Annotated in this window: 24 protein-coding genes and 1 tRNA gene; 19 read left to right on the forward strand and 6 right to left on the reverse strand. The window is 32.4% G+C overall.

The features are described from left to right. Positions 1–7: 7 nt before the first annotated feature. Positions 8–421, reverse strand: coding sequence for a cytochrome c (locus tag ACEQT4_RS10005; protein ID WP_106676096.1), 414 nt, complete (start codon positions 419–421; stop codon positions 8–10). Then, positions 418–1,524, reverse strand: coding sequence for a PQQ-dependent sugar dehydrogenase (locus tag ACEQT4_RS10010; RefSeq protein ID WP_181256089.1), 1,107 nt, complete (start codon positions 1,522–1,524; stop codon positions 418–420). The genes ACEQT4_RS10005 and ACEQT4_RS10010 overlap by 4 nt, the downstream gene beginning before the upstream one ends. Before the next feature lie 116 nt (positions 1,525–1,640). Between ACEQT4_RS10010 and ACEQT4_RS10015 the strand changes: the two genes are divergently transcribed. The 13 genes from ACEQT4_RS10015 (at position 1,641) to ACEQT4_RS10075 (ending at position 12,385) form a co-directional block, all read left to right on the forward strand. Continuing rightward, positions 1,641–1,715: transfer RNA gene (locus ACEQT4_RS10015), tRNA-Pro, on the forward strand. Positions 1,716–2,164: 449 nt separating this feature from the next. Further along, entirely contained in the window at positions 2,165–2,824 is a 660-nt protein-coding gene (nfsB, locus tag ACEQT4_RS10020; protein WP_370227399.1) for an oxygen-insensitive NAD(P)H nitroreductase, read from the forward strand. Between the two features lie 165 nt (positions 2,825–2,989). Continuing rightward, positions 2,990–3,469 carry a cupin domain-containing protein gene (locus ACEQT4_RS10025; protein ID WP_370227401.1) on the forward strand — a complete coding sequence of 160 codons (480 nt, stop codon included), beginning with the start codon at positions 2,990–2,992 and terminating at the stop codon, positions 3,467–3,469. Positions 3,470–3,518: 49 nt separating this feature from the next. Next, the gene (locus ACEQT4_RS10030) at positions 3,519–4,352 is read left to right on the forward strand and encodes a DUF4437 domain-containing protein (protein WP_370227403.1); all 834 of its coding nucleotides are present in this window, start codon (positions 3,519–3,521) and stop codon (positions 4,350–4,352) included. Between the two features lie 2 nt (positions 4,353–4,354). Then, positions 4,355–5,452 carry an L-dopachrome tautomerase-related protein gene (locus tag ACEQT4_RS10035; RefSeq protein ID WP_370227405.1) on the forward strand — a complete coding sequence of 366 codons (1,098 nt, stop codon included), beginning with the start codon at positions 4,355–4,357 and terminating at the stop codon, positions 5,450–5,452. Positions 5,453–5,551: 99 nt separating this feature from the next. Then, positions 5,552–5,692: a hypothetical protein gene (locus ACEQT4_RS10040; protein ID WP_370227407.1), complete on the forward strand. Its 141-nt coding sequence runs from the start codon at positions 5,552–5,554 to the stop codon at positions 5,690–5,692. 26 nt (positions 5,693–5,718) lie between these two features. Next, positions 5,719–6,312 carry an NAD(P)H-dependent oxidoreductase gene (locus ACEQT4_RS10045; protein ID WP_370227409.1) on the forward strand — a complete coding sequence of 198 codons (594 nt, stop codon included), beginning with the start codon at positions 5,719–5,721 and terminating at the stop codon, positions 6,310–6,312. Between the two features lie 3 nt (positions 6,313–6,315). Continuing rightward, a complete protein-coding gene (locus ACEQT4_RS10050) occupies positions 6,316–8,205 on the forward strand; it encodes a monovalent cation:proton antiporter-2 (CPA2) family protein (RefSeq protein WP_370227411.1) in 1,890 nt (629 codons plus the stop codon). Beyond that, positions 8,195–9,328: an MBL fold metallo-hydrolase gene (locus ACEQT4_RS10055; protein WP_372521217.1), complete on the forward strand. Its 1,134-nt coding sequence runs from the start codon at positions 8,195–8,197 to the stop codon at positions 9,326–9,328. Before ACEQT4_RS10050 ends, ACEQT4_RS10055 begins: the two co-directional genes overlap by 11 nt. A gap of 3 nt (positions 9,329–9,331) precedes the next feature. Continuing rightward, positions 9,332–9,532 (forward strand): hypothetical protein, encoded by a 201-nt coding sequence (locus ACEQT4_RS10060; RefSeq protein WP_370227415.1) that lies wholly within the window; start codon positions 9,332–9,334, stop codon positions 9,530–9,532. A gap of 94 nt (positions 9,533–9,626) precedes the next feature. Further along, positions 9,627–10,775, forward strand: coding sequence for an ergothioneine biosynthesis protein EgtB (gene egtB / locus ACEQT4_RS10065; protein ID WP_370227417.1), 1,149 nt, complete (start codon positions 9,627–9,629; stop codon positions 10,773–10,775). Continuing rightward, positions 10,776–11,723 (forward strand): L-histidine N(alpha)-methyltransferase, encoded by a 948-nt coding sequence (gene egtD, locus ACEQT4_RS10070; RefSeq protein ID WP_370227419.1) that lies wholly within the window; start codon positions 10,776–10,778, stop codon positions 11,721–11,723. A gap of 2 nt (positions 11,724–11,725) precedes the next feature. After that, positions 11,726–12,385 carry an aspartate/glutamate racemase family protein gene (locus ACEQT4_RS10075; RefSeq protein ID WP_370227421.1) on the forward strand — a complete coding sequence of 220 codons (660 nt, stop codon included), beginning with the start codon at positions 11,726–11,728 and terminating at the stop codon, positions 12,383–12,385. A gap of 397 nt (positions 12,386–12,782) precedes the next feature. On the opposite strand, the gene ACEQT4_RS10080 is transcribed toward ACEQT4_RS10075, so the two are convergent. The 3 genes from ACEQT4_RS10080 to ACEQT4_RS10090 all read right to left on the reverse strand — a co-directional run bounded on the left by ACEQT4_RS10080 (position 12,783) and on the right by ACEQT4_RS10090 (position 15,525). Beyond that, positions 12,783–13,433 (reverse strand): hypothetical protein, encoded by a 651-nt coding sequence (locus ACEQT4_RS10080; protein ID WP_370227423.1) that lies wholly within the window; start codon positions 13,431–13,433, stop codon positions 12,783–12,785. Positions 13,434–13,773: 340 nt separating this feature from the next. Continuing rightward, a complete protein-coding gene (locus ACEQT4_RS10085; RefSeq protein ID WP_370227425.1) occupies positions 13,774–14,673 on the reverse strand; it encodes an EamA family transporter in 900 nt (299 codons plus the stop codon). Positions 14,674–14,892: 219 nt separating this feature from the next. After that, positions 14,893–15,525, reverse strand: a complete 633-nt coding sequence (locus ACEQT4_RS10090; protein ID WP_370227427.1) for a transglutaminase family protein — start codon at positions 15,523–15,525, stop codon at positions 14,893–14,895. A 193-nt stretch (positions 15,526–15,718) separates the two neighbouring features. On the opposite strand from ACEQT4_RS10090, the gene ACEQT4_RS10095 reads away from it, so the two are divergent. From ACEQT4_RS10095 to ACEQT4_RS10120, 6 genes are all read left to right on the forward strand, one after another. Then, positions 15,719–16,291: a Crp/Fnr family transcriptional regulator gene (locus ACEQT4_RS10095; RefSeq protein WP_370227429.1), complete on the forward strand. Its 573-nt coding sequence runs from the start codon at positions 15,719–15,721 to the stop codon at positions 16,289–16,291. A 124-nt stretch (positions 16,292–16,415) separates the two neighbouring features. Continuing rightward, positions 16,416–17,168 (forward strand): type 1 glutamine amidotransferase domain-containing protein, encoded by a 753-nt coding sequence (locus tag ACEQT4_RS10100; RefSeq protein ID WP_027880629.1) that lies wholly within the window; start codon positions 16,416–16,418, stop codon positions 17,166–17,168. Positions 17,169–17,170: 2 nt separating this feature from the next. Continuing rightward, a complete protein-coding gene (locus tag ACEQT4_RS10105; protein WP_370227431.1) occupies positions 17,171–18,376 on the forward strand; it encodes an MFS transporter in 1,206 nt (401 codons plus the stop codon). A 4-nt stretch (positions 18,377–18,380) separates the two neighbouring features. Beyond that, on the forward strand, positions 18,381–19,319 hold the full coding sequence (locus tag ACEQT4_RS10110; protein WP_370227433.1) for an aldo/keto reductase: 939 nt from the start codon (positions 18,381–18,383) through the stop codon (positions 19,317–19,319). A 59-nt stretch (positions 19,320–19,378) separates the two neighbouring features. Then, entirely contained in the window at positions 19,379–20,344 is a 966-nt protein-coding gene (locus ACEQT4_RS10115; protein WP_370227435.1) for a TIGR03571 family LLM class oxidoreductase, read from the forward strand. After that, on the forward strand, positions 20,344–20,730 hold the full coding sequence (locus ACEQT4_RS10120; RefSeq protein ID WP_370227437.1) for a VOC family protein: 387 nt from the start codon (positions 20,344–20,346) through the stop codon (positions 20,728–20,730). Before ACEQT4_RS10115 ends, ACEQT4_RS10120 begins: the two co-directional genes overlap by 1 nt. Positions 20,731–20,746: 16 nt before the next feature. On the opposite strand, the gene ACEQT4_RS10125 is transcribed toward ACEQT4_RS10120, so the two are convergent. Then, positions 20,747–21,268, reverse strand: a complete 522-nt coding sequence (locus ACEQT4_RS10125; protein WP_370227439.1) for a 5'(3')-deoxyribonucleotidase — start codon at positions 21,266–21,268, stop codon at positions 20,747–20,749. Between the last annotated feature and the right edge of the window lie 188 nt (positions 21,269–21,456).

Below are 21,456 nucleotides of genomic sequence, written 5' to 3' on the forward strand. Positions count from 1 at the left end.
TACAACCTTATTTAAGTAGTATTTTAGAAACTTCTTTACTTGTAATTAAAGTGTCACTATTGTTGCCCCAATTATTTAAAATATAGTTAGTCACATCTGCTACTTCTTGGTTATTTAAACCCATTGGAGTCATAACGTTATTGTAGGTTTTTCCATTTACAGTAATTTTACCTTTCATACCGTTTTTTATTCCTATTATACTAGCTTCTAAATTGTTTTCTAAATAATCAGAATTTGCTAATGGCGGATATGCGCCTTCAATCCCTTCTCCATTAGCCATATGACAGTTTATACAGAAATTTTGATATACTTTTTCTCCTTGGGCAATAGAAGATTTTAATTCTGGGTTAGCTTTTTTGTCTGAAGATTTGCAGCTTATTATTAATATTGAAGCAATTAGAATTAGTCCTATTTTTTTCATTCTTTATCTCTTTTTAATTTTACAATACCTAAGTTTTCTATGCCAACATAGATATAACCATCTGGACCTTGTTCTACTGATCTTACACGACCTAAACCATCTAAAAGACGTTGCTCTTTAATGACTTTTCCTTTTTGAAGTGTACATAAATCTAAATACTGAAATTTAAGTGAGCCGACTAACAAACTGCCTTTCCAATCTCCATATTTATCACTATTAATAAATGACATACCAGAAGGAGCAATGGATGGATCCCAATAATGTAAAGGTTGTTGCATGCCTTCTTTTTTGGTTTGGTCTGTAATTGTTGTTCCAGAATAGTTGATACCGTAAGTAATAACTGGCCAGCCGTAATTGGCACCTTTTTTAATGATATTAATCTCGTCACCACCGCGTGGTCCATGTTCATGAGACCAAATTTCGTTAGTAAAAGGGTTAATTTTTAAGCCTTGAGGATTACGGTGTCCGTAGGACCAAATAGCGGTTTTAGCATTTTTAGTATCAACAAAAGGATTATCTTTAGGTATACTTCCGTCGTCATTTAACCTATAAATTTTACCGCCATCTCTAGTTAAATCTTGAGGATTGATATCTCTTTCTCCGCGCTCTCCGATGCTAAAAAATAAGTAGCCATCTTTAAAGACAATTCTAGATCCAAAATGTTGTCCTTTTGTAGTATTTGGTACAGCTTTATAAAGTATTTCTTTATTAATTAAACTGTCGTTTTTAATTTTTGCACGCATTATTGAGGTGTTTCCTCCATTTTCGTCACCATCAGAAGAAGCAAAAGAAAAATAAATCCATCCGTTATTTTTATAATTAGGATGTAGCTCAATATCTAACAATCCACCTTGACCTCTTAAATATACTTTTGGTGGATTTTTAATTTCAGTCTTCTTATTGTTTTTAAAATGAATGATTCGACCATCTTTTTCATTAATTAGTATTGACCCATCAGTAAGAAAAGTAAATCCCCATGGGTTATTTAGGTCTTTTACAATTACCTCATATGAATGTTTTGTGTTTATAGGGTTTTTGTCTTGTGCACAAGCAAAAAAGGAGGCTATAATTATTATAATAAATGGACCGAATTTGAATTTCATTTTCATTTTTTTTTATGAATTTACAATTTAATAATAAAAAATGTTTTTAAATTGATGAAAACTACTATATTTGCACCCTCAAAACAAAATTTATGTTTTGAAAAGATAACCATTTTCGGGGTGTAGCGTAGCCCGGTTATCGCGCCGCGTTTGGGACGCGGAGGTCGCAGGTTCGAATCCTGCCACCCCGACAAAACTAAAGCCTGAATATTTATATTCAGGCTTTTTTTATTTTAAATTCCCCTTGATGTGTTTTAAAAAATAAAAAACAACATTAAAGCATCCATTAATCTTATAGATGGATCTCAAATTTATTAATTACATTATTAAATTGTTGTAGTAAATAGTCATTTCTTCTTATAAGACTAATTGATCTAGATTATATTTATTCATATTTGATTTTGTTGAAAAACGATTTAAATTTTTTTTAAATGAAATCTTAAGAATATTACAACTATACTTTTTATAGTAAATTTAACATTCGGTTGAATGTATTGATATTGTTGAGTTTACGTCTTTTTATACTATAAAAAATTAAACTATCCTTTTTGACCGTTATTGTCAGAAATAATCACTATACATACTTTTGTCACTATACTTTTGATAGTTAAAAATAAAACATAACAAGAATCAATTAAAAATGAATTTAAAAGAAACACTTAACTGGAGATACACTACTAAAGAATTTGATCCAACCAAAAAAATATCTGAAGAAGATATGGATCAAGTAAAAAGCTTGTTAAGACTGAGTGCGTCAAGTGTAAACTTACAACCTTGGCATTTTATTATTGCTGAAACTGAAGAAGGAAAAGCACGTATAGCAAAAGGAACACAAGGTTTTTTCCATTTTAACGAACCTAAAGTAACTAATGCTTCAGCTGTAGTGCTTTTTTGTGCAAAAACAGATGCAGATGAAGACTATTACAAACACATTGCAGATGTAGATGATAAAAATGGACGATTCCCAAATGAAGACATAAAAAATGGATTTATAGGTGCTGTTAAAACATTTGCAGACATACATAAATATGATTTAAAAGATTTAAATCATTGGATGGAAAAGCAAGTATATCTTAACATAGGTAGCTTTTTGTTGGGTGTTGCGAGTTTAGGAATTGATGCTACACCTATGGAAGGAATTGATGTAAAAGCTTTAGATGAAGAATTTGGTTTAAGAGAAAAAGGCTTCACAGCTTTAGTTGCCGTTTCTATAGGTTACAGAGCAGAATCTGATTTTAATTCTACAGATAAAACACCAAAATCTAGATTACCAGAAAGCGAAATTTTTACTGAAATATAATTTCTAAAAACGTTTAAGCTAGATGTTAGTTGTAAAGAACAATTAGTTTTTACTAATGGGTATTAAAAAATCACTAAAAGATGTTCAACTTGATATTTCAGTAGTAAAAAAGTAAAATAGTTTTAGAAGGGTTTTAGACTCAATAAGTCAGTTAATTTCAGAAGAATGAAGAATAAAATAATAGTTTCAATAGTATTGCTTTTTATTTGTTTTATAGGAATTGAAGCAAACGCACAAGTAACAACCATAGATTCTGTAGCCACATCAAAAGTACAACATTTCAATTTTGATGAAATGCAATCAGAAACTATTGGTAAAGGCATAAAACGCAAGTGGTTTCACGGTGAAAAAGGACAAATGACCATTTTTAATCTTGAAAAAGGCGCGCATATTCCTTGGCACCAACACCCAAATGAACAGATAACATATATTATGTCTGGTAAGGTGAAAATTAAAACCATAATTGATGGCAAAGAAACCTTTGTAGAAGTAGGGGCAGGAGAAGTTATTGTATTCCCAGAAAATGTACCACATGAATTTTGGGCGTTAGAAGAAACGGTAGATTTAGATGTGCATGTGCCTGTTCGTCAAGATTGGCTAAGCAAAGAATTACCAGCATATCTTAAGAAAACAAAAGAAAAATAATAATTTTTAAAACGAAATATTTTCGTTTTTAATCAATAAAACAAAAACTATGAAATCAATCACAACAACATTAGTAACGCTGTTATTAAGTGTTACGGCTTTTGCCCAAACACCAACAACAGATGTTAGAAAATCTAAAAACGAAGTCGTTACTGCAGACAATGTAGAATGGGGTTGGTTAAATCCATTACGAGGCGATAAAAGTCCTGCAGCAGGAAAACTTTGGGGAGACCGTACAAAAAACGAGCCTGCAGGTTTTTTAGTGAAATTTAAAAAAGGATTTTCATCACCACCACATATTCACAACATTACCTATCGTGGTGTCGTAATTAAAGGTTTGTTGCATAATGATGATGAAAATGCCGAAAAACAATGGTTGCCAGCTGGTTCATATTGGCAACAACCTGCTGGTGAAGCACATATTACAGCTGCTGATGCCGAAGATAATATGGCGTTTTTAGATATTCAAGAAGGACCGTATTTAGTAAAACCAACATTGGAAGCGTTTGATAATGGCGAAAAACCAGTGAACGTTGATAAAACAAATTTAGTTTGGTTAAACGCTAATGATATTGAATGGATTTCAGAAAAAAGTAATGTTGAAACTGCTTTTTTATGGGGAAGTCACGAAAAAAATCAACTGCGTGCTACTCTTTTAAAATTACCAGCTGGTTTCAAGGGTAAAATTAAAAACTTAAGTCCAAACTTTAGAGCTGTGGTTATTTCTGGTAAAGTAACGCATCAATTTTCTAAAAAGGATGCTAAAAACGTGTTGGAACCAGGTTCTTATTTTGGTGCAGAATATGACGCTTCACCACGTTTAACTACAGAAACAGAAACGGTTATTTACATCCGTTCTAATGGTAAATTCAAAATAAAATAGCAATGAAATTCATTAAAAATATGCTTGTTTGTTTTGGTTTATTTCAATTAAATACCCAAGCGCAAGAAGCAGAAGTATTTGCCACAACAAATCAGGCAGTTGGTAATATTACGTTTACCAATAATGGCAATTTGGTTTATAGCCATCATCCTTTTTTTGCACCCGAAAATCGCGTGATGATAATGGATGTAAAAACCAAAGAAAGTAAACCGTTTCCAAACAAAGCGTGGAATACACCACGCGATACCGACGATAATTATTTAAGTAATGTTTTGGGGATTCGTAATGATGAAAACGGCATTATTTGGATGCTAGATATGGCACAACGCAACAACGTAACGCCAAAAATTGTGGGTTGGAATACTAAAACTAACAGTTTAGAGCGTATTTACTACCTGCCAAAATCGTCTGTTCCAGAAATTGCTCAGCCAAATGATATGGTAGTCGATACTAAAAATGGTTATTTTATAATTGCAGACGAAGGTATTGGTAATGGTGGCGACGGAAGCAAAGCGGCTTTTATAATTGTAAATATGAAAACCGGAAAAACACGTCGTGTTCTTGAAGGTTCGCGAACTACCAAACCAGAAAATACACCAACGGTTATTAATGGTAAACATTTGGCAGTAAACGGAAACGATTTGTTGGTTGGTAATGATGGAATTACTGCCGATAAAGATTTTGAATATATTTATTACGGTCCGTTAAACGGAACAAAAATCTACAGAATTAAAACTTCAGATTTAGTAAATGAAACTTATACTGATGCCGATTTAGATACTAAAATTGAAACTTATTCTAAAAAACCTAACAATGGCGGAATGAGTATTGATATGGATGGAAATATTTATCTAACAGCGCTTGAAAAACAAAGTGTAGCAGTGGTTTCTGCAAAAGATAAAAGTGTAAAAACCATTGCAAAACATAAAAATATGGTTTGGCCAGATGGTGTAAGTTACAATCATGTCGATGGTTATATGTACGTTTCTGCAACACAGGTTAATAATGGCGCTGTTTTTAACAATGGAAAGGATAAATCATCTACACCGTTTTATATTTTTAGGTTTAAACCTATTGTAAATGGTGTTCCTTACAGATAGATTTTAAGTTTAGTTTGATTGATTAATAGCAGAAAAAGCCACCAAATGTAAAACACATTCTGTGTGGCTTTTTTTTTATAACACTATCAAATTAATATGATGTCAGAACGTCATAAAAGCCAATCAGGCACATATTTTGACAATGACAGAGGAAGTTACAATAATGCGCATCCTGATGCGTATGCTGAAGACAAAGTGAAATTATTAGTAACTTTAACAGAAAGGATAGTTAGCAACTAAAGTTTAAAAGTCAACCAAAATAGCCAATGAAAAAAGTACTCATTCTTTTCGCACATCCCAAATTTGAAAAATCAAGAGTCAATGCAACACTCATCGACCGATTAAAAGATAAGGCGCACGTAACATTTCACGATTTGTATGAGCATTATCCTAACTTTCATATTAATGTGCAACAAGAACAAGAGTTATTACTTCAACACGATATTGTTATTTGGCATCATCCGTTGTATTGGTACAGTAGTCCAGCCATTTTAAAGCAATGGAAAGATTTAGTTCTAGAGTTTAATTGGGCATACGGTCCACACGGAAAAGTACTGCAAAATAAAACCGTTTTTAATGTTATTACTACTGGAGGATCTCGCGAAGTGTATTGTACAGAAGGCTATAATACCTACACCATTAATGAATTTTTAAGACCTTTTGAACAAACTGCTACATTGTGTGGAATGAACTATTTACCACCTTTTGCTGTTATGGGTACGCATCATTTATCTGAAGAAGATTTATTGGATTACGCCAACCAATACGAACAATTAATTGATTTGTTGCAAGGCGATTTTAATGCAACGCAGCTATCCAATTGTTCTTTTCTTAATGATTTAGAAATTTTAAACGCGTAACGTATGTCTGGAAGTTTATTATTTGAAGCGATTGTTTTTCTTGCTGGTGCCATTATTTGTGTATCGATAGCAAAGCGATTGGGATTAAGCTCAGTCATTGGGTATTTGCTGGCAGGTGTTTTAATAGGTCCTTATGTGTTCGGGTTTATTGGTGAAGAAGGCGAAGATATTTTACACTTTGCAGAGTTTGGCGTTGTAGTAATGCTGTTTTTAATTGGTCTAGAAATTGAACCAAAAAATTTCTGGAACATGCGAAAATCCATACTTGGTATGGGTGGTATACAAGTGGCATTAACAGTTGGTCTAACTTATGTGTTCTTTTCATTTTTAGGTTACGAATGGCAGGTTGCACTCGCTATTGGTATGGCTGTAGCACTGTCATCAACCGCAATTGCTTTGCAAACTATAAAGGAAAAAGGATTAATGAATACCACCTTTGGTTCAAGCTCGTTTTCCATCTTATTATTTCAAGATATCATCGTCATATTTATGATTGGTGCTTTACCTTTATTAAGTAACACTTCGGAACAAGCGAGTAATGAGGCGTCACATTCGGCATCAAGTTTAATTCAAAGTTTACCTATAGGATTACAAACTTTAGCTATTATTTTATCGGTAGTCCTTATTGTTTTGGCTGGTCGTTTTATAGTGGTTCCAATGCTACGTAAAGTAGCACAAACAGGTGTTAGAGAGTTGTTAATTGCGGCTGCATTTTTAATAGTATTTGGGATTTCATATTTAATGGAATTTGTAGGCTTAAGCCCTGCATTAGGTGCCTTTTTAGGTGGTGTGGTATTATCTACAAGCGAGTTTAAACACGAATTAGAAAGCACGTTAGAACCGTTTAAAAACCTTCTACTCGGTCTCTTTTTTATGGCGGTTGGTGCCTCTATTAATTTTGTGGTGATTGCGAATAGCCCGTTAACAATTGGCGGTATTTTACTCGCTATTGTTGCCATAAAAGCGTTGGTATTATTTATTACAGGGCGTATTTTCAAATTAAAACTCGATCAAAATGTGCTGCTAACTTTTAGTTTAGCTCAAGTAGGTGAGTTTGCATTTGTATTGTTATCGTTCGCCTTTCAGCTTAATATTTTAGAGCAAGAACAAATGGATATGATGCTAGTAATAACTGCAGTATCTATGTCGTTAACACCAATTTTAGCAGTAATCAATGAGCGGTTAATTCTTCCAAAAGTAGGTACTAAAGAATCTATAAAACGACCAATGGATCATATCGCTAAATCGCAAAAAGTAATATTAGTTGGTTTTGGACATTTTGGTAGTACGGTTGGCAGATTTTTGCGTTCTCATGGCGTAGAAGCCACCATTTTAGATTTCGATTCTAACCGTGTCGATTTCCTTCGTAAAATGGGATTTGAAGTGTATTATGGTGATGCCACACGCGAAGATTTGTTAGAATCCGCAGGAATTGCAGAAGCTAAATTACTTATTTTTGCCACAAACAAAGTTTCTGTAGCCAAAGCCATCAGTAAAATTATAAAAGAAAAATATCCGCATGTTGAGATGTTGGTTCGTACTAAAAACCGTTACGACGCTTACGAGTTATTAAATCTTGATGTAACTAATATTTACCGCGAAACTTTAGATACATCTTTAGCGTTGGCGAGTGATGCACTTAATAAACTAGGCTTTAGAAAATATACTTTAAACCGTCAAGTACAGAATTTTATTAAGTATGATGAAGCTAGTTTAAGGCGGTTAGCTTCTGAGCCTAAACGGGAAGAAGACTATGTGTTTATGGCGAGAAAAGAAATAGAACAGCAAGAAAAATTGCTTGAAGATGACTTTAAACGAGGCATTGTAGCCTACGATAATCATTGGGATAGCGAACATATTAGAAAGCAATTAGAAAAATCTAATGAAGTGTAAACTTTTAAAATTTTTAAAACGAATGGTGTTAAGCATCGTAATAGTTGTTGCTGCAATCGCATTGATTGTGGTGTTATTTGTACAATTTAGTCCTCAATTTGGAGGAAAACCATCTAAAGAAGCAATTGAAAGTTATAAAACTTCAAAAAATTATAAGGATGGTGTATTTAAAAACACCAAAGATGTTAAACTCGATATGAGTTTAAAAGATATGGGTAAAGCGTTAATGGGCTTTTTTAAAAGTCAGCCAAATACAAAACCAGAACACGATTTACCTTCAATAAAAATTGATTCTTTAAATATTGCTAATTACAAAGGTGATACACGGTTAGTTTGGTTTGGGCATTCAACATTTTTACTGCAAACTCAAGGTAAAACTATTTTGATAGACCCGATGTTAAGCAGTGTTCCTGCGCCACATCCAACTTTAGGAAGTAAGCGTTTTTCTGAAGAATTGCCAATTACAATTGGACAATTACCAAAAATTGATGCCGTACTAATTTCTCACGATCATTACGATCATTTAGATTACGAATCGATAAAGGCTTTAAAAGATAAAGTTGGTCACTTTTATATGCCACTTGGCGTTGGTGCACATTTACTTGAATGGAACGTTGATAAAAACAAAATTACAGAACTCGACTGGTGGCAAGAAACCACGTTTAATGATTTAAAATTTGTATGTACACCAGCGCAACATTTTTCTGGTCGCGGATTATCCGATAGGGCAAAAACATTATGGTCGTCGTGGGTAATTCAATCCAAAAATGACAATATTTTCTTTAGTGGCGATAGTGGTTATGCCGATCATTTTAAAGAAATAGGCGAGAAGTACGGTCCGTTTGACTTCGCCATGATAGAATGCGGTCAGTACAACGAAATGTGGCCAGACATACATATGTTTCCTGAAGAAACGGTACAAGCCGGAATTGATGTAAATGCGAAAAAAGTAATGCCAATACATTGGGGCGCATTTAAACTTGCAATGCATACTTGGACAGATCCTGTAGAGCGATTTACAGCAACAGCAAAAACAAAAAAATTAAATGTGGTAACACCTAAAATTGGTGAAGAAATATATATTAAAGATAGCAGCTTTACAACAAAAAATTGGTGGAAATAATTGATGCCAAAAGATATCCCAAATATTGAGTTTAATGCAAAAAAGCCAAATAATTCTGGTATAGAGATTCTTACCATTGAAAGTTTAGCCACTCGTAAAGATTTGGTTAAAGACCATCACCCAGAAAAAGCACATCAAGTCGCTTTTAATATGATTGTGTACTATACCGAAGGCGAAAGTAAGCAACTAGCAGAGTTTGTTTAATTTTAAATCAGTATCTTAAGAAAGAATTAGGTTACAGCGCAAAACAGTTAAAAATTAAACCGTTTTGGAATCCGTTAAAAAAAGGATTAGAATAATGACATTAAGCACAAAATATCAGCAAATACGGCAAGAAACACTCTCTTTTTGCAAACATTTAACTATTGAAGATTTTTCAATTCAAGTGGTACAATTTGCAAGTCCAGCAAAATGGCATTTAGCACATACTACTTGGTTTTTTGAAACATTTATTCTAAACATATACAGTAAAAATTATAAGGTGTTTGATGATGATTTCAACTTTTTGTTCAATAGTTATTACAATAATGTTGGCTCTCGTATTTTGCAAGCCAACAGAGGCAATATGTCTAGACCAAGTATTGATAAAGTGTTTGAATACAGAAGTTATGTAGATAAACACATGATGACACTTTTAAACGCTACAACCAATAAAAGACTGTTAGACTTGGTTACGCTTGGTTTAAATCATGAGCAACAACATCAAGAACTTTTGTTAACCGATGTTAAATACATGCTGGGTCATAATCCGTTATTTCCTGTGTTTAATTCCGACTATAATTTAGTGAAAGACTACAATACAGATGATGCATTGGTATCCATAAACGCAGGTAATTATACCGTTGGTTATCAAGGTGATGATTTTTGTTATGATAATGAATTAGGCGTGCATCAAGTACACTTAAATGATTTTGAAATACATACCCATTTGGTGACAAATGGTGAGTATTTAGAATTTATGAATTCTGGTGCGTATTCAGATTTTAATCTTTGGTTAGATGAAGGTTGGACATGGGTAAACCAAAACAACATTAAAGCACCTTTATATTGGCATAAAAAAGATGATGAATGGTACCAATATACCTTAGCTGGATTGCAAAAGGTAGATCCGTTAGCACTAGTAAGTCATGTTAGTTTTTTTGAAGCGCAAGCGTTTGCAGAATGGAAAGGTATGCGATTGCCTACAGAATTTGAATGGGAAATTGCATCACGAAAATTTGATTGGGGAAAACGCTGGGAATGGACAAATAGCGCTTATTTACCATACCCAAACTTTGTAAAAGAAAATGGGGCAGTAGGTGAGTATAACGGAAAATTTATGAGCAGTAAAATGGTGTTAAGAGGTGCTTCTGTTGCAACGTCTAAAAACCATAGCAGACCAACGTATCGCAATTTTTTTAATCCAGCACAACGCTGGCAATACACAGGAATTAGACTTGTAAAATAGATGACAAATACATTTAAAGAAGACGTTAGGAAAGGTTTAGAGCAACCTCTTAAAACATTGCCTTCAAAATACTTTTATGATAAAAAAGGCGATGCGCTTTTTGTAGAAATAATGAACTTGCCAGAGTACTATTTAACACGATGCGAGTTAGAAATTTTTCAAAACAAAACAAACGCTTTAATTGAGGCTTTGCAGTTAAAAACCAATATCCATTTTGAACTTATTGAACTTGGTGCTGGCGATGGGTTAAAAACCAAACATTTGCTTAAAGCTTTGATAGATCAGCATTTTAATTTTGAATATATACCTATAGATATTTCGGCAAATGCATTACAGTTATTACAAAAAGATTTAAATAAAACTTTACCAAATGTAGCTGTAACACCAAAACAAGGTGATTATTTTGAGGTTTTGGCATCATTAAAACACAATAATAAACCAAAGGTTATTTTGTTTTTAGGTTCTAATATTGGCAATATGGATGATGTAATAGCGCAACAATTCATTTATAATTTAAGTGCTAACCTTCAAAAAAATGATATGCTTTTATTGGGTGTAGATTTAATAAAATCTGAAGATATCGTATTACCAGCTTATAACGATTCTAAAGGCATTACAGCACAATTCAATTTAAATATTTTAGAGCGAATTAACAACGAGTTAGAAGCCAATTTTAATTTAGATAATTTTGAACATCTTCCAAAATATGATGCCGTTAAAGGTATTGCTGAAAGCTATATTTTAAGCACAAAAGCGCAAACAGTAAGCATTAAAGCTATGAATGCTACGTTTGATTTTGATGAAGGTGAAAAAATTCACACCGAAATTTCAAGAAAGTATAATGATAAATTAATTCATAGTGTTATTGCAAATACCGATTTTACAATAGAAGATAAAATTTTAGACAGCAAAGCTTATTTTGCAGATTATATCTTAAAACGCCATTAGTTATGAGTAATAATACACTAGTGGTTTTAGGATTAGGAAGTCGGTCTACAGCCTTTTATTTACAATCGCTTAATAAAGAATATAATGCCAAGTTTGGTGGTTATAGTACCTGTCCGTTGGTACTGTATAACGTTAACTTTCATGCAATAAACACATTACTTCCTAAACCTTCAAAAGCTCTAAAAGACGTATTACAACCATCATTTTCAGCCATCCAATCATTTAAAGCTTCACATGTATTAATTCCTAATATTACACTTCATGAAACGCTAGATGAGATGTTAATTCCACAACAAATTATTCATCCTATTCATTTAACAATAAATGCTATTAAGGCTAAACAATTAAATAAAGTTGTAGTGTTTGGTTCTATATATACCATGTCTTCAAATTATATAAAAGACGCTTTAAATGCTCATAATATAGATGTTTTAGTACCTAATGCATCAGAAATGAAGCTTATTGATACTGTAAGACAAGCTATTTACAATCATACCGAAACCGATGATTTAATGGATTCGTACTTCAATTTATGTAATACATACGCATTAAAACACACCATTGTTTTGGCGTGCACAGAACTATCAATTATTAAACCTAAAAACGATGCAATACTAGATATGGCGCAATTGCAAATTGAAAGTGCAATAAATTTGCTATAGAAGTAGGTTTAATATTTGACATTTTTAGGAACATATTTATCTATATTAAAGACGGTGAAACACGAAATTCTGCCGGAAAAAAGCAAGTGTACTTACACTAGTAGAGCAGCTTAAGCAATAGCTTACACCTAATTGCTTATCGAAGAAAAACATAATAAAATTACTTATAAATTAACAGACGAAGCCATTACACAAGGAAAACTTGCTAATTATATTAATAGAGTATATGGCATAAGTTTACGTTAAATATTTATAAGGTAATTATTCCTATCTACTATCTAGGAGTGAACAAATAAGCTAATGATCTTGTTAAAATTATATAGCCAGTTAAAGATTGGATGTATTATTTATACAAAAAACACTGATACGTCAGGAAATAAACCATTTTGGTTTCAAGTTAATCAATAGAGATTTGAGTATCTGTAGGCTTTGTAACAGAAATAAATTTAGTAAGTAAAAACAAAGCGACTATATGACTTATTACAATAAGAGTTGTAAATATCTTGTCATAATGTAAAAATTCATTAATCAAACTAAAAAACATTTGAAAGAAATAAGAAATACCTGCAATTAGTAAAATTAGTCCATTTTGGTATAATTGACTTAAATAAATAAGAGCTATAACTATAAAAAAAGCTGCAAAAAAAGACATTGTACAAAACGCAAAAAATACTTGGTTGTTGGGTAATGTTTCAATTAGTAATCGAAGCACATAAAAAAACACATAAGCCACAAGCGCAACACTAATTAAAACAGAAGGCGTTAAAATTTTTTTTATTTTCTGCTCATGTAAATAGCGTTTTAAAACAGCTAGATTACATAGTAAAAACAATCCATTTAAAAGGGTTATGTAGATAAAATTGGTTTTAAAATTAGAAAAAATCAATACATCAGCAATTATAACACAAACTAAACTTAGTTCATAAAGCATGTGTGTTTTAGTGTTTTTAACAGAAATATATTTAATTAATAAACATATAACTGTTAAGGGTAAAGTGTAAATTAAAGAGTCTTTTTCTTTAAATAGACTTAAAAAAATAGAGGCCATAAAACAAACTATTATAAATATGTTTATAATAGATATTTTGTTGAATATCTTTTGATTTAAAAAGCTCACAGTGGTTTGTGTAATTGAAAATAATTTGTCCTTAACAATTAATCTAAGTTTAGACTTACGTAAGTTACTAATGTTATTGAAAAAGATTAAGCTTTTCTTAAATAATTTTACATAGAAATATTCTAAATTGCTATAAATTAAAGTGTTAAAACTTTTTTGTAATCTAATTAAAGTTAAAATGTAAGATCTCTTAATCCTGTTATAGTGTTTAGAATATGCAACTAAAATGATTATTTTTAACTAACTTCTAGAATAATTAATAAAATAACCTTTAAGCATATAATATTAAAAATACACCAAGTAAAATCCCAAAAAGAGGCACTAGTTTTTTTCGCTTATTTTGTTCTTTAAAAATGATGCCTCCTACCAAAACAGCAATCAAAATTTGGCTTCGTTTTATTGCAGAAAGAATCATAATTAATGCTTCTGGATCTTGTAGAGCTTTAAAATAGAAATAATCTGCAGCTTGAAGTAAAATACCAACAGCAATTATGCTCCACCTAAATTTAAAAGCAGCTCGTTTATGCTTATAAGGAAACCAAGTTATGCTTAAGATTAATATTAAAATAATAATGGTGTAAAAGCAAAACCAAAATTGTAATGTTTGTGGATTTAAATTTAAACTCTGAATTAAAAATTTATCATATAAACCGCTACTAGCACCTAAAAATGTGGCACCAATAATAGCGAAAATGTATTTGTTTTTCTTAAAAACAATACCTTCCTTTTTTCCTATTTTAGAATAAAGAAGTACCGAAAAAATGATAAGAAAAAAACCAACCCATTGATAAGCATTAGGTGCTTCTTTATATATAAAAATTGCACCAATAAACGTAAAAAAAGGACCAGCAGACCTAATTGGTGTTACAATAGTAATTGGTAAATGTTTTAAAGCTTGATAGGCTAGAAGCCATGATCCAGCCATAATTAAAGACTTTATTACTATAAACCCGTGTTGAGACCAAGATATATTTTGAAAATTATAGCCATGTTGCTGTGCATACTCTGGATAAAAAACAGATAATACATAGAAAGTGGCAATAAATATAAATCCGAAAGTTACCGTACCTAGTAGTACAGGGAAAGATTCGTTACCGCGTACCGCATGTTTTTTACACAAGTTGTGTAAACCTAAAAAAAGTGCAGCTAATAGCCCTAAATACATCCACATAATGGGCGCGAATATAAGTTTTTACACTGTTTAAATCTTTTTTTGAAAATGTTTTTTAACTTTTTATACTAGAAAACATTCGCGAGTTTTCTTTTTTAAGAAATATTCTGGAACAAATTATTATGATTTGGATGTAAATTGTGTAATTACAGAATGAATAATTTTTATAAAAAGTTTAAAAAGGCTTGTATTTGACTTAGTTCTGATTGCAAACCATTCTTATATTTTAATATGATCCTGACCTTTAAATCTTTCATAAAGACTAGGATAATTTGATTTAAATGTGTCCTTTATAAATTCTAATGGCACATCTTCAAAATGACCATAATCTTCAATGTAGGTCATAAATTTATGGTCGTCTTTATTGTATTCTTGCATCACAGCATCTTCGGTTCCATTAAAATCTAAAACATCTACATTATAAATAGCACATAGTTCTTTATTAAACGCAGGCGAACATTTAACCCATCTGCCATTATAAAATACATCCACCAAACCATGAGGTGCAAGCTCGTTAGTTCCAATCACTTTTTCTAAACGCTCAGTAGCAATATGGTTAGATACTTTAGCCAAATGCAACCTTGCAGGAATATTAAAAGCGCGTAAGCATGCAATGTATAAAATGGCTTTGTCTATGCAATGTCCATCTGGTTTTTTTGCAATATTACTGGCTTTAAAATGTGCTTTTGTTAAACCAATATTAAAAGGTAAATAACGCCAACCATCTCTAACCTTTAGATACAATTGTTCTATAATCTCTTGCTGACAAGTTAAATGTTCGACGTTTTTTATAATATCTTTTATGACAGGACTGTCGTAGTCGTAGTAATATGTTTTTTCGGTGTAATTCATATTACAAATTTATAACATTTCGCCTCTTGCAGGGTAATCCAAATGTATGTTCTTTAGTTCACACCATGAACGTTATATTAAATAAGTGGAAACCAATTTTAAAAAAGTTTGAGCCAATGGGCGTAAGAAAACTATCAGGAAATTGAATTTGAAGCGTATAGAATTCTAACTTTATAATTTCTATTTTTGCAGCATGCTAGACAAATACCAACTCTTAAGGCAACACTTTGAAGAAATTGTAACACTTACAGATGAAGAGTGGAATTTTATAGTACCTCATTTTGAACATAAAAAACTTAAAAAGCATCAGTTTTTAATTCAAACAGGACAACCTGTAGATTGCGAATTTTGGATTATCAACGGACTAATAAAATCTTATGCTGTAGATGAAAAAGGTAGCGAGCACATTCTTCAGTTTGCTATGGAAGACTATTGGGTTAGCGACTACTACGCATTTCAGCATCAAATACCTGCCACAATTTTTGTAGATTGTATTGAAGATTCTGAGTTTTTCTGTTTGTCTTTAGAAAGTCGTGAAACCATTTGTAAAAAAATACCTGCTATGGCAAATTTCTTCCGAATAAAATCTAATTACGGATTTATTGGTTTGCAGCAACGTATCCTGTCTTTATTAACACAAACTGCCGAAGAACGTTACGACGCTTTATTATTTAAACTGCCAAAATTAGTACAGCGCATACCTAAAAAGCTGATTGCAGCCTATTTAGGTGTATCTAGAGAAACCTTGAGTCGCTTTAAAGGTTAAAAAAGTGATTTACATCACATTTTTTTGTTGCCATACATCACTTTAAAATCGTGACATACATCCTCGCACAAGTAGTGCTTTTCATTGAATTTTGTACCAGAATTTTAAAACAAAAAACAAAACAATGAAAACAAAATTTTATTTCTCAGCAATCGCTTTGCTTTTTAGCATTGCCTTAATAGCACAAACACAACAAGACAAACCAAGCGTATTAATGGTGCTATCTAGTCATCAAGAATTAGGTGATACAGGTAAAGACACTGGTTATTATTTAAGTGAAGTTACCCATGCTTACGAGGTTTTTGAAGCTAATAATTATGAAATAACCTTAGTAAGTCCAGAAGGCGGCAATCCACCAGTAGATGGTTTCGATCTTAAAGATGAAGTGAATAATAAATATTGGAATGATTCAACATTTCAGAATAAACTTCAAAACACATTAAAAGTTTCAAAAGTAAAAGCTAAAGATTACGATGCCATTTATTATGCTGGCGGACATGGCACAATGTGGGATTTTCCAAACAATAAAAAGCTAGCAAAAATTGCTGCAAAAATTTATGAAAACGACGGTGTTGTAGCAGCTGTTTGTCATGGTCCTTCGGCTTTAGTAAATATTAAATTATCTAATGGTAATTATTTAGTTGAAGGTAAAACGGTAAGCGTATTTACTAATGAAGAAGAAGCTAATGTAAAATTAGAAAACGTGGTGCCATTTTTATTAGAAGATAAACTTATTGAACGTGGTGCGACTGTAGATAAAGCAGCTATGTGGCAGGAAAAAGTAAGCGTAGATGAACGTTTAGTAACAGGTCAAAATCCTGCTTCTGCAAAATTAACAGCAGAAAAAATTGTAGAACTTTTAGAGGATAAACACTAAAAATGAAAACGCAAACAGCAACTCTAAAAGCTAAATCTAAACGTAAAAGTTTACCAGCAGCATTATGGGCATTAACCATTAGTGCATTTGGTATAGGAACTACAGAGTTTGTTATTGTTGGCTTACTGCCAACAGTAGCAAACGATTTAAACACCTCAATATCCTCTGCAGGTTTATTAGTCAGTTTATACGCAGTTGGTGTTGCAATTGGTGCGCCAGTATTAACCGCTTTAACAAGTCAAATAGCAAGAAAACGTCTGCTAATTGCTATAATGCTATTGTTTATAATTGGTAACGGATTGGCAGCTATTGCACCAAGTTTTATCTTACTAATTTTAGCAAGAATCTTAACAGGTTTTGCGCATGGTGTGTTCTTTTCAATAGGCTCAACTATTGCGGCTAGTTTAGTACCGGAAGATAAACGTGCTTCTGCTATTTCTATAATGTTTGCTGGTTTAACTGTAGCAATCGTTACAGGTGTACCATTAGGAACCTATATAGGTCAAAATATTGGATGGCGTGCCACCTTTATAAGTGTTGCTATTTTAGGAATTATTGGTGCAGTAGCAAGTTACTTATTGGTACCAGCGTCGATTAAAACATCAAAACCACTTCGTATTGTAGATCAGTTAAAAGTACTTAAAAATCGTTCTATTTTACTTGTGCTTGCTATCACAGCTTTAGGTTATGGTGGTACTTTTGTAACCTTTACTTATTTAGCACCATTATTAGAAGAAGTTACTGGTTTTTCAGGAAATATGACGAGTATTTTATTACTAGTTTACGGTATCGCAATAGCGTTAGGAAATGTTATTGGTGGTAAAGTATCTAACAAAAAGCCAGGAAAAGCCTTAATGGTGATGTTTGCCTTACAAGCTATAGTATTATTTATACTTTATTTTACAGCATCTAGCCAAATATGGTCGGTTGTTACACTATTTTTTATGGGCATATTAGCTTTTTCTAATGTGCCTGCTTTACAATTGTATGTGGTAAAAATGTCTGAAAAATATTTACCAGGTACCGAAGATGTTTCATCTGCTTTAAATATAGCAGCCTTTAATGTAGGTATTGCAATTGGCGCTTATGTTGGTGGACTTATTGTTGAATCTTCGCTTGGTGTTGGCGCAACACCTTGGGTTGGAAGCATATTAGTAATAGTCGGCTTTTTAATCACTTTGATTTTATACAAAAAAGAAAAACTTTAGAACAATGAAAACTTTACAATTTAGAAATAACGACGAAATTCCAATCTTAGGTCTTGGTACCTTTAGATCAGAACCTAATGAAGTGTACACGTCTGTATACGAAGCTATAAAAATTGGATATAGACATATTGATTGTGCTTCAGTATATGGTAACGAAAAAGAAGTGGGAAACGCGATTGCAGATGCCATTAAAGAAGGTATTGTTACACGTGAAGACTTATGGATTACTTCAAAATTATGGAGCGATTCTCATGGAAGAGAAAACGTTATTCCTGCGTTACAAAACACCTTAAACGATTTACAGTTAGAGTATTTAGATTTATATCTCATCCATTGGCCAGTTGCCTTTAAAAAAGGTGTCGAGTTTCCTAAAACAGCAGAAGAATTTATTCCGCTTGAAGACAAACCTCTTACGGACACATGGAAAGGTATGGAAGATGCTTTAGAGCAAGGCTTAACCAAGCATATTGGGATGAGTAATTTCAACCAAAATGATTTGATAAATATTATTGATCATGCTAAACATTTACCAGAAATGCTTCAGGTAGAAGTGCATCCGTTTTTACAACAAAACGAACTGTTAGAATTTGCTAAAACACATCGCATTCACATGACAGCTTATGCACCAATTGGTTCTGGTGCAAATGATGATGACGAATTAATTTTGTTGAAAAACAAGACTATTAACGACATCGCAACTGCTAATAGCATGACTGCCGCACAAGTACTTTTGGCTTGGGATATACAACGTGGTGTTTCAGTCATACCAAAATCGGTTAACCCAAAACGTCTACAAGAAAACTTTGACACCATTCATTTTGAATTGAATGAAGACGATATTAAACGTATTGAAGCTTTAGATAAAAATCATCGTTTTATAGATGGTACATTTTGGGAAGTTGAAAACGGTCCGTATACCGCAGACAGTATCTGGAATGCTTAATAAAACAACATCAGGTAGCTGTATAGTTACCTGATGTTATTGAATTCAAAAAAAATGCTATGAAAAATTTTGATAAACTCTACACACCAGGCAAAATGACACTAGGTATTGAGTTTCCTTTAGATAACGATTGGTCTTTAGAAGGCGATAAAAAACGAAAGGAAGACGGTAGACCATTTGGCGTGCCAGATATAAACAAGCATTTACAGTACGTTAAACAAATTGATAAGGCTGGTTTTGCTGCAGTTTGGATTAGAGAAGTACCCGTTTACGATCCTAATTTTGGTGATGGTGCACAGTTATTTGACACCTTAAGTTATTTAGGATATTTATCTGCCGCAACTAAAAATATGTTGTTAGGTACAGCTGCAATAGTTTCACCATTACATCAACCTATAAAACTAGCAAAAGCAACTGCTACTATAGAACATCTAAGTGATAGCCGACTTATTTTAGGCTTGGGTTTGGGTGATAGACCTGTTGAGTTTCCTATGTATGGCATAGATTATCAAGAGCGACCAAAATTGTTTAGAGATCATCTTAATATTATGCAAGAAGCATGGAAAACCAACAGCGATTTATCGACTATATATCCATTTTTAAATAAAGGTGTTGCGGTATACCCGAAGCCAAAACATCAAATTCCGCTAGTTGTTGCAGGACATTCCGGACAAAGTCTTGAGTGGATTGCCAAAAATGCTAATGGTTGGTTTAATTACCCAAGAACACCAGAAGAAACCTATTTAAACCGAAAACGATGGTGCGAAGCGTTATACGATACAGATCAGGCTTGCAAACCTTATATTTCGGCATTTCATTTAAATCTGTTACAAGATGATGATGCCACATTTAAACCACATCGATTTGGTGGTGCAATTGGTATTAATCATTTAACCGAATTATTAAAAGCCTACGAAGAGGCAGGTGTAAACCACATGGCATTACATTTACGAAAATCTGATACACCTTTGGATGAGGCGATAAATAAAATTTCCGATATTGTTTTACCTAATTTCAATTCATAATGCAGTTACAGTCCATTCATCATATTGCCATAATCTGTTCAAATTACGAAGTGTCAAAAGTATTTTATACAGATATTCTTGGTTTTAGCATAAAAAATGAAGTTTATCGTAAAGACCGAGATTCTTACAAGTTAGATTTAGCATTAAACAATCAATATATAATAGAGTTATTTTCGTTTCCTAATCCGCCAAAACGCGTATCGCAACCAGAAGCGACAGGATTACGTCATATTGCTTTTGGTGTAAATAATTTAGAGGAAAGTTTACAATACTTGAATTCCAAAAATATTACACATGAAGGTGTTAGGATAGATCCGTTTACCAACAAGAAATTTACATTCTTTAATGATCCTGATAACTTACCTATTGAGCTGTATGAAATTTAACTTTTATTAGTTTGTATTATAACAAACGTTCTGCAATTTCTAGCCAACTAGATACTCTGGTATATCCAGTATCGTTAATATTATGTGGTGAGTTAAATAATAATGTATCACCATCAAACTTTTCTAAATTGTAAGTACGGTCGTCTATTAGCAAATCACCTTTTAATATAAATTTATGACCACACATAATTCGATGTTGCCAAGTAATAAATGGCATATATTGGTCTAGCCAATCGCTTTTTTCTTTTAATGAATTTGGAAACTGAGTCGCAGCAGTAGCGATATACACTTCGTGTTTGTTATATAACGCTTCCATAACTTGGATAGCATCTTTTATAGGCTCTAAATTTCTGAAAAAACCGTCTTGGTAAGCGTGTTGTAAAATACTTTCTTGGTGAATTTCTGGTACATTATGCCATACTTCACCAGATTCAATATGAGCTAAAGAAAGCTCTTGTTTGTGTTCTTTATTGTATAATTCTATGTGCTTACCGTAAGTATCGGCAAGTACATCGTCCATGTCTACAAAAATTGTCATAGTTTCAATATTTTTTACAAAGCAACAAAGGTTAGGAAAGACTAACAAATACTCATGTAATATTTAATTAAGTCTTAACAGTTTAGTACGGTTTAGTAAATATTTGTAATAATTAATAAAAAAACAGAGATTTAAAATGAGTTTAAATCTCTGTTTCGCTATATAATCAAACTTTTTAATGTTTTAAT

Source organism: Mesoflavibacter sp. (assembly GCF_964226795.1).
GTDB classification, from domain to species: domain Bacteria; phylum Bacteroidota; class Bacteroidia; order Flavobacteriales; family Flavobacteriaceae; genus Mesoflavibacter; species Mesoflavibacter zeaxanthinifaciens.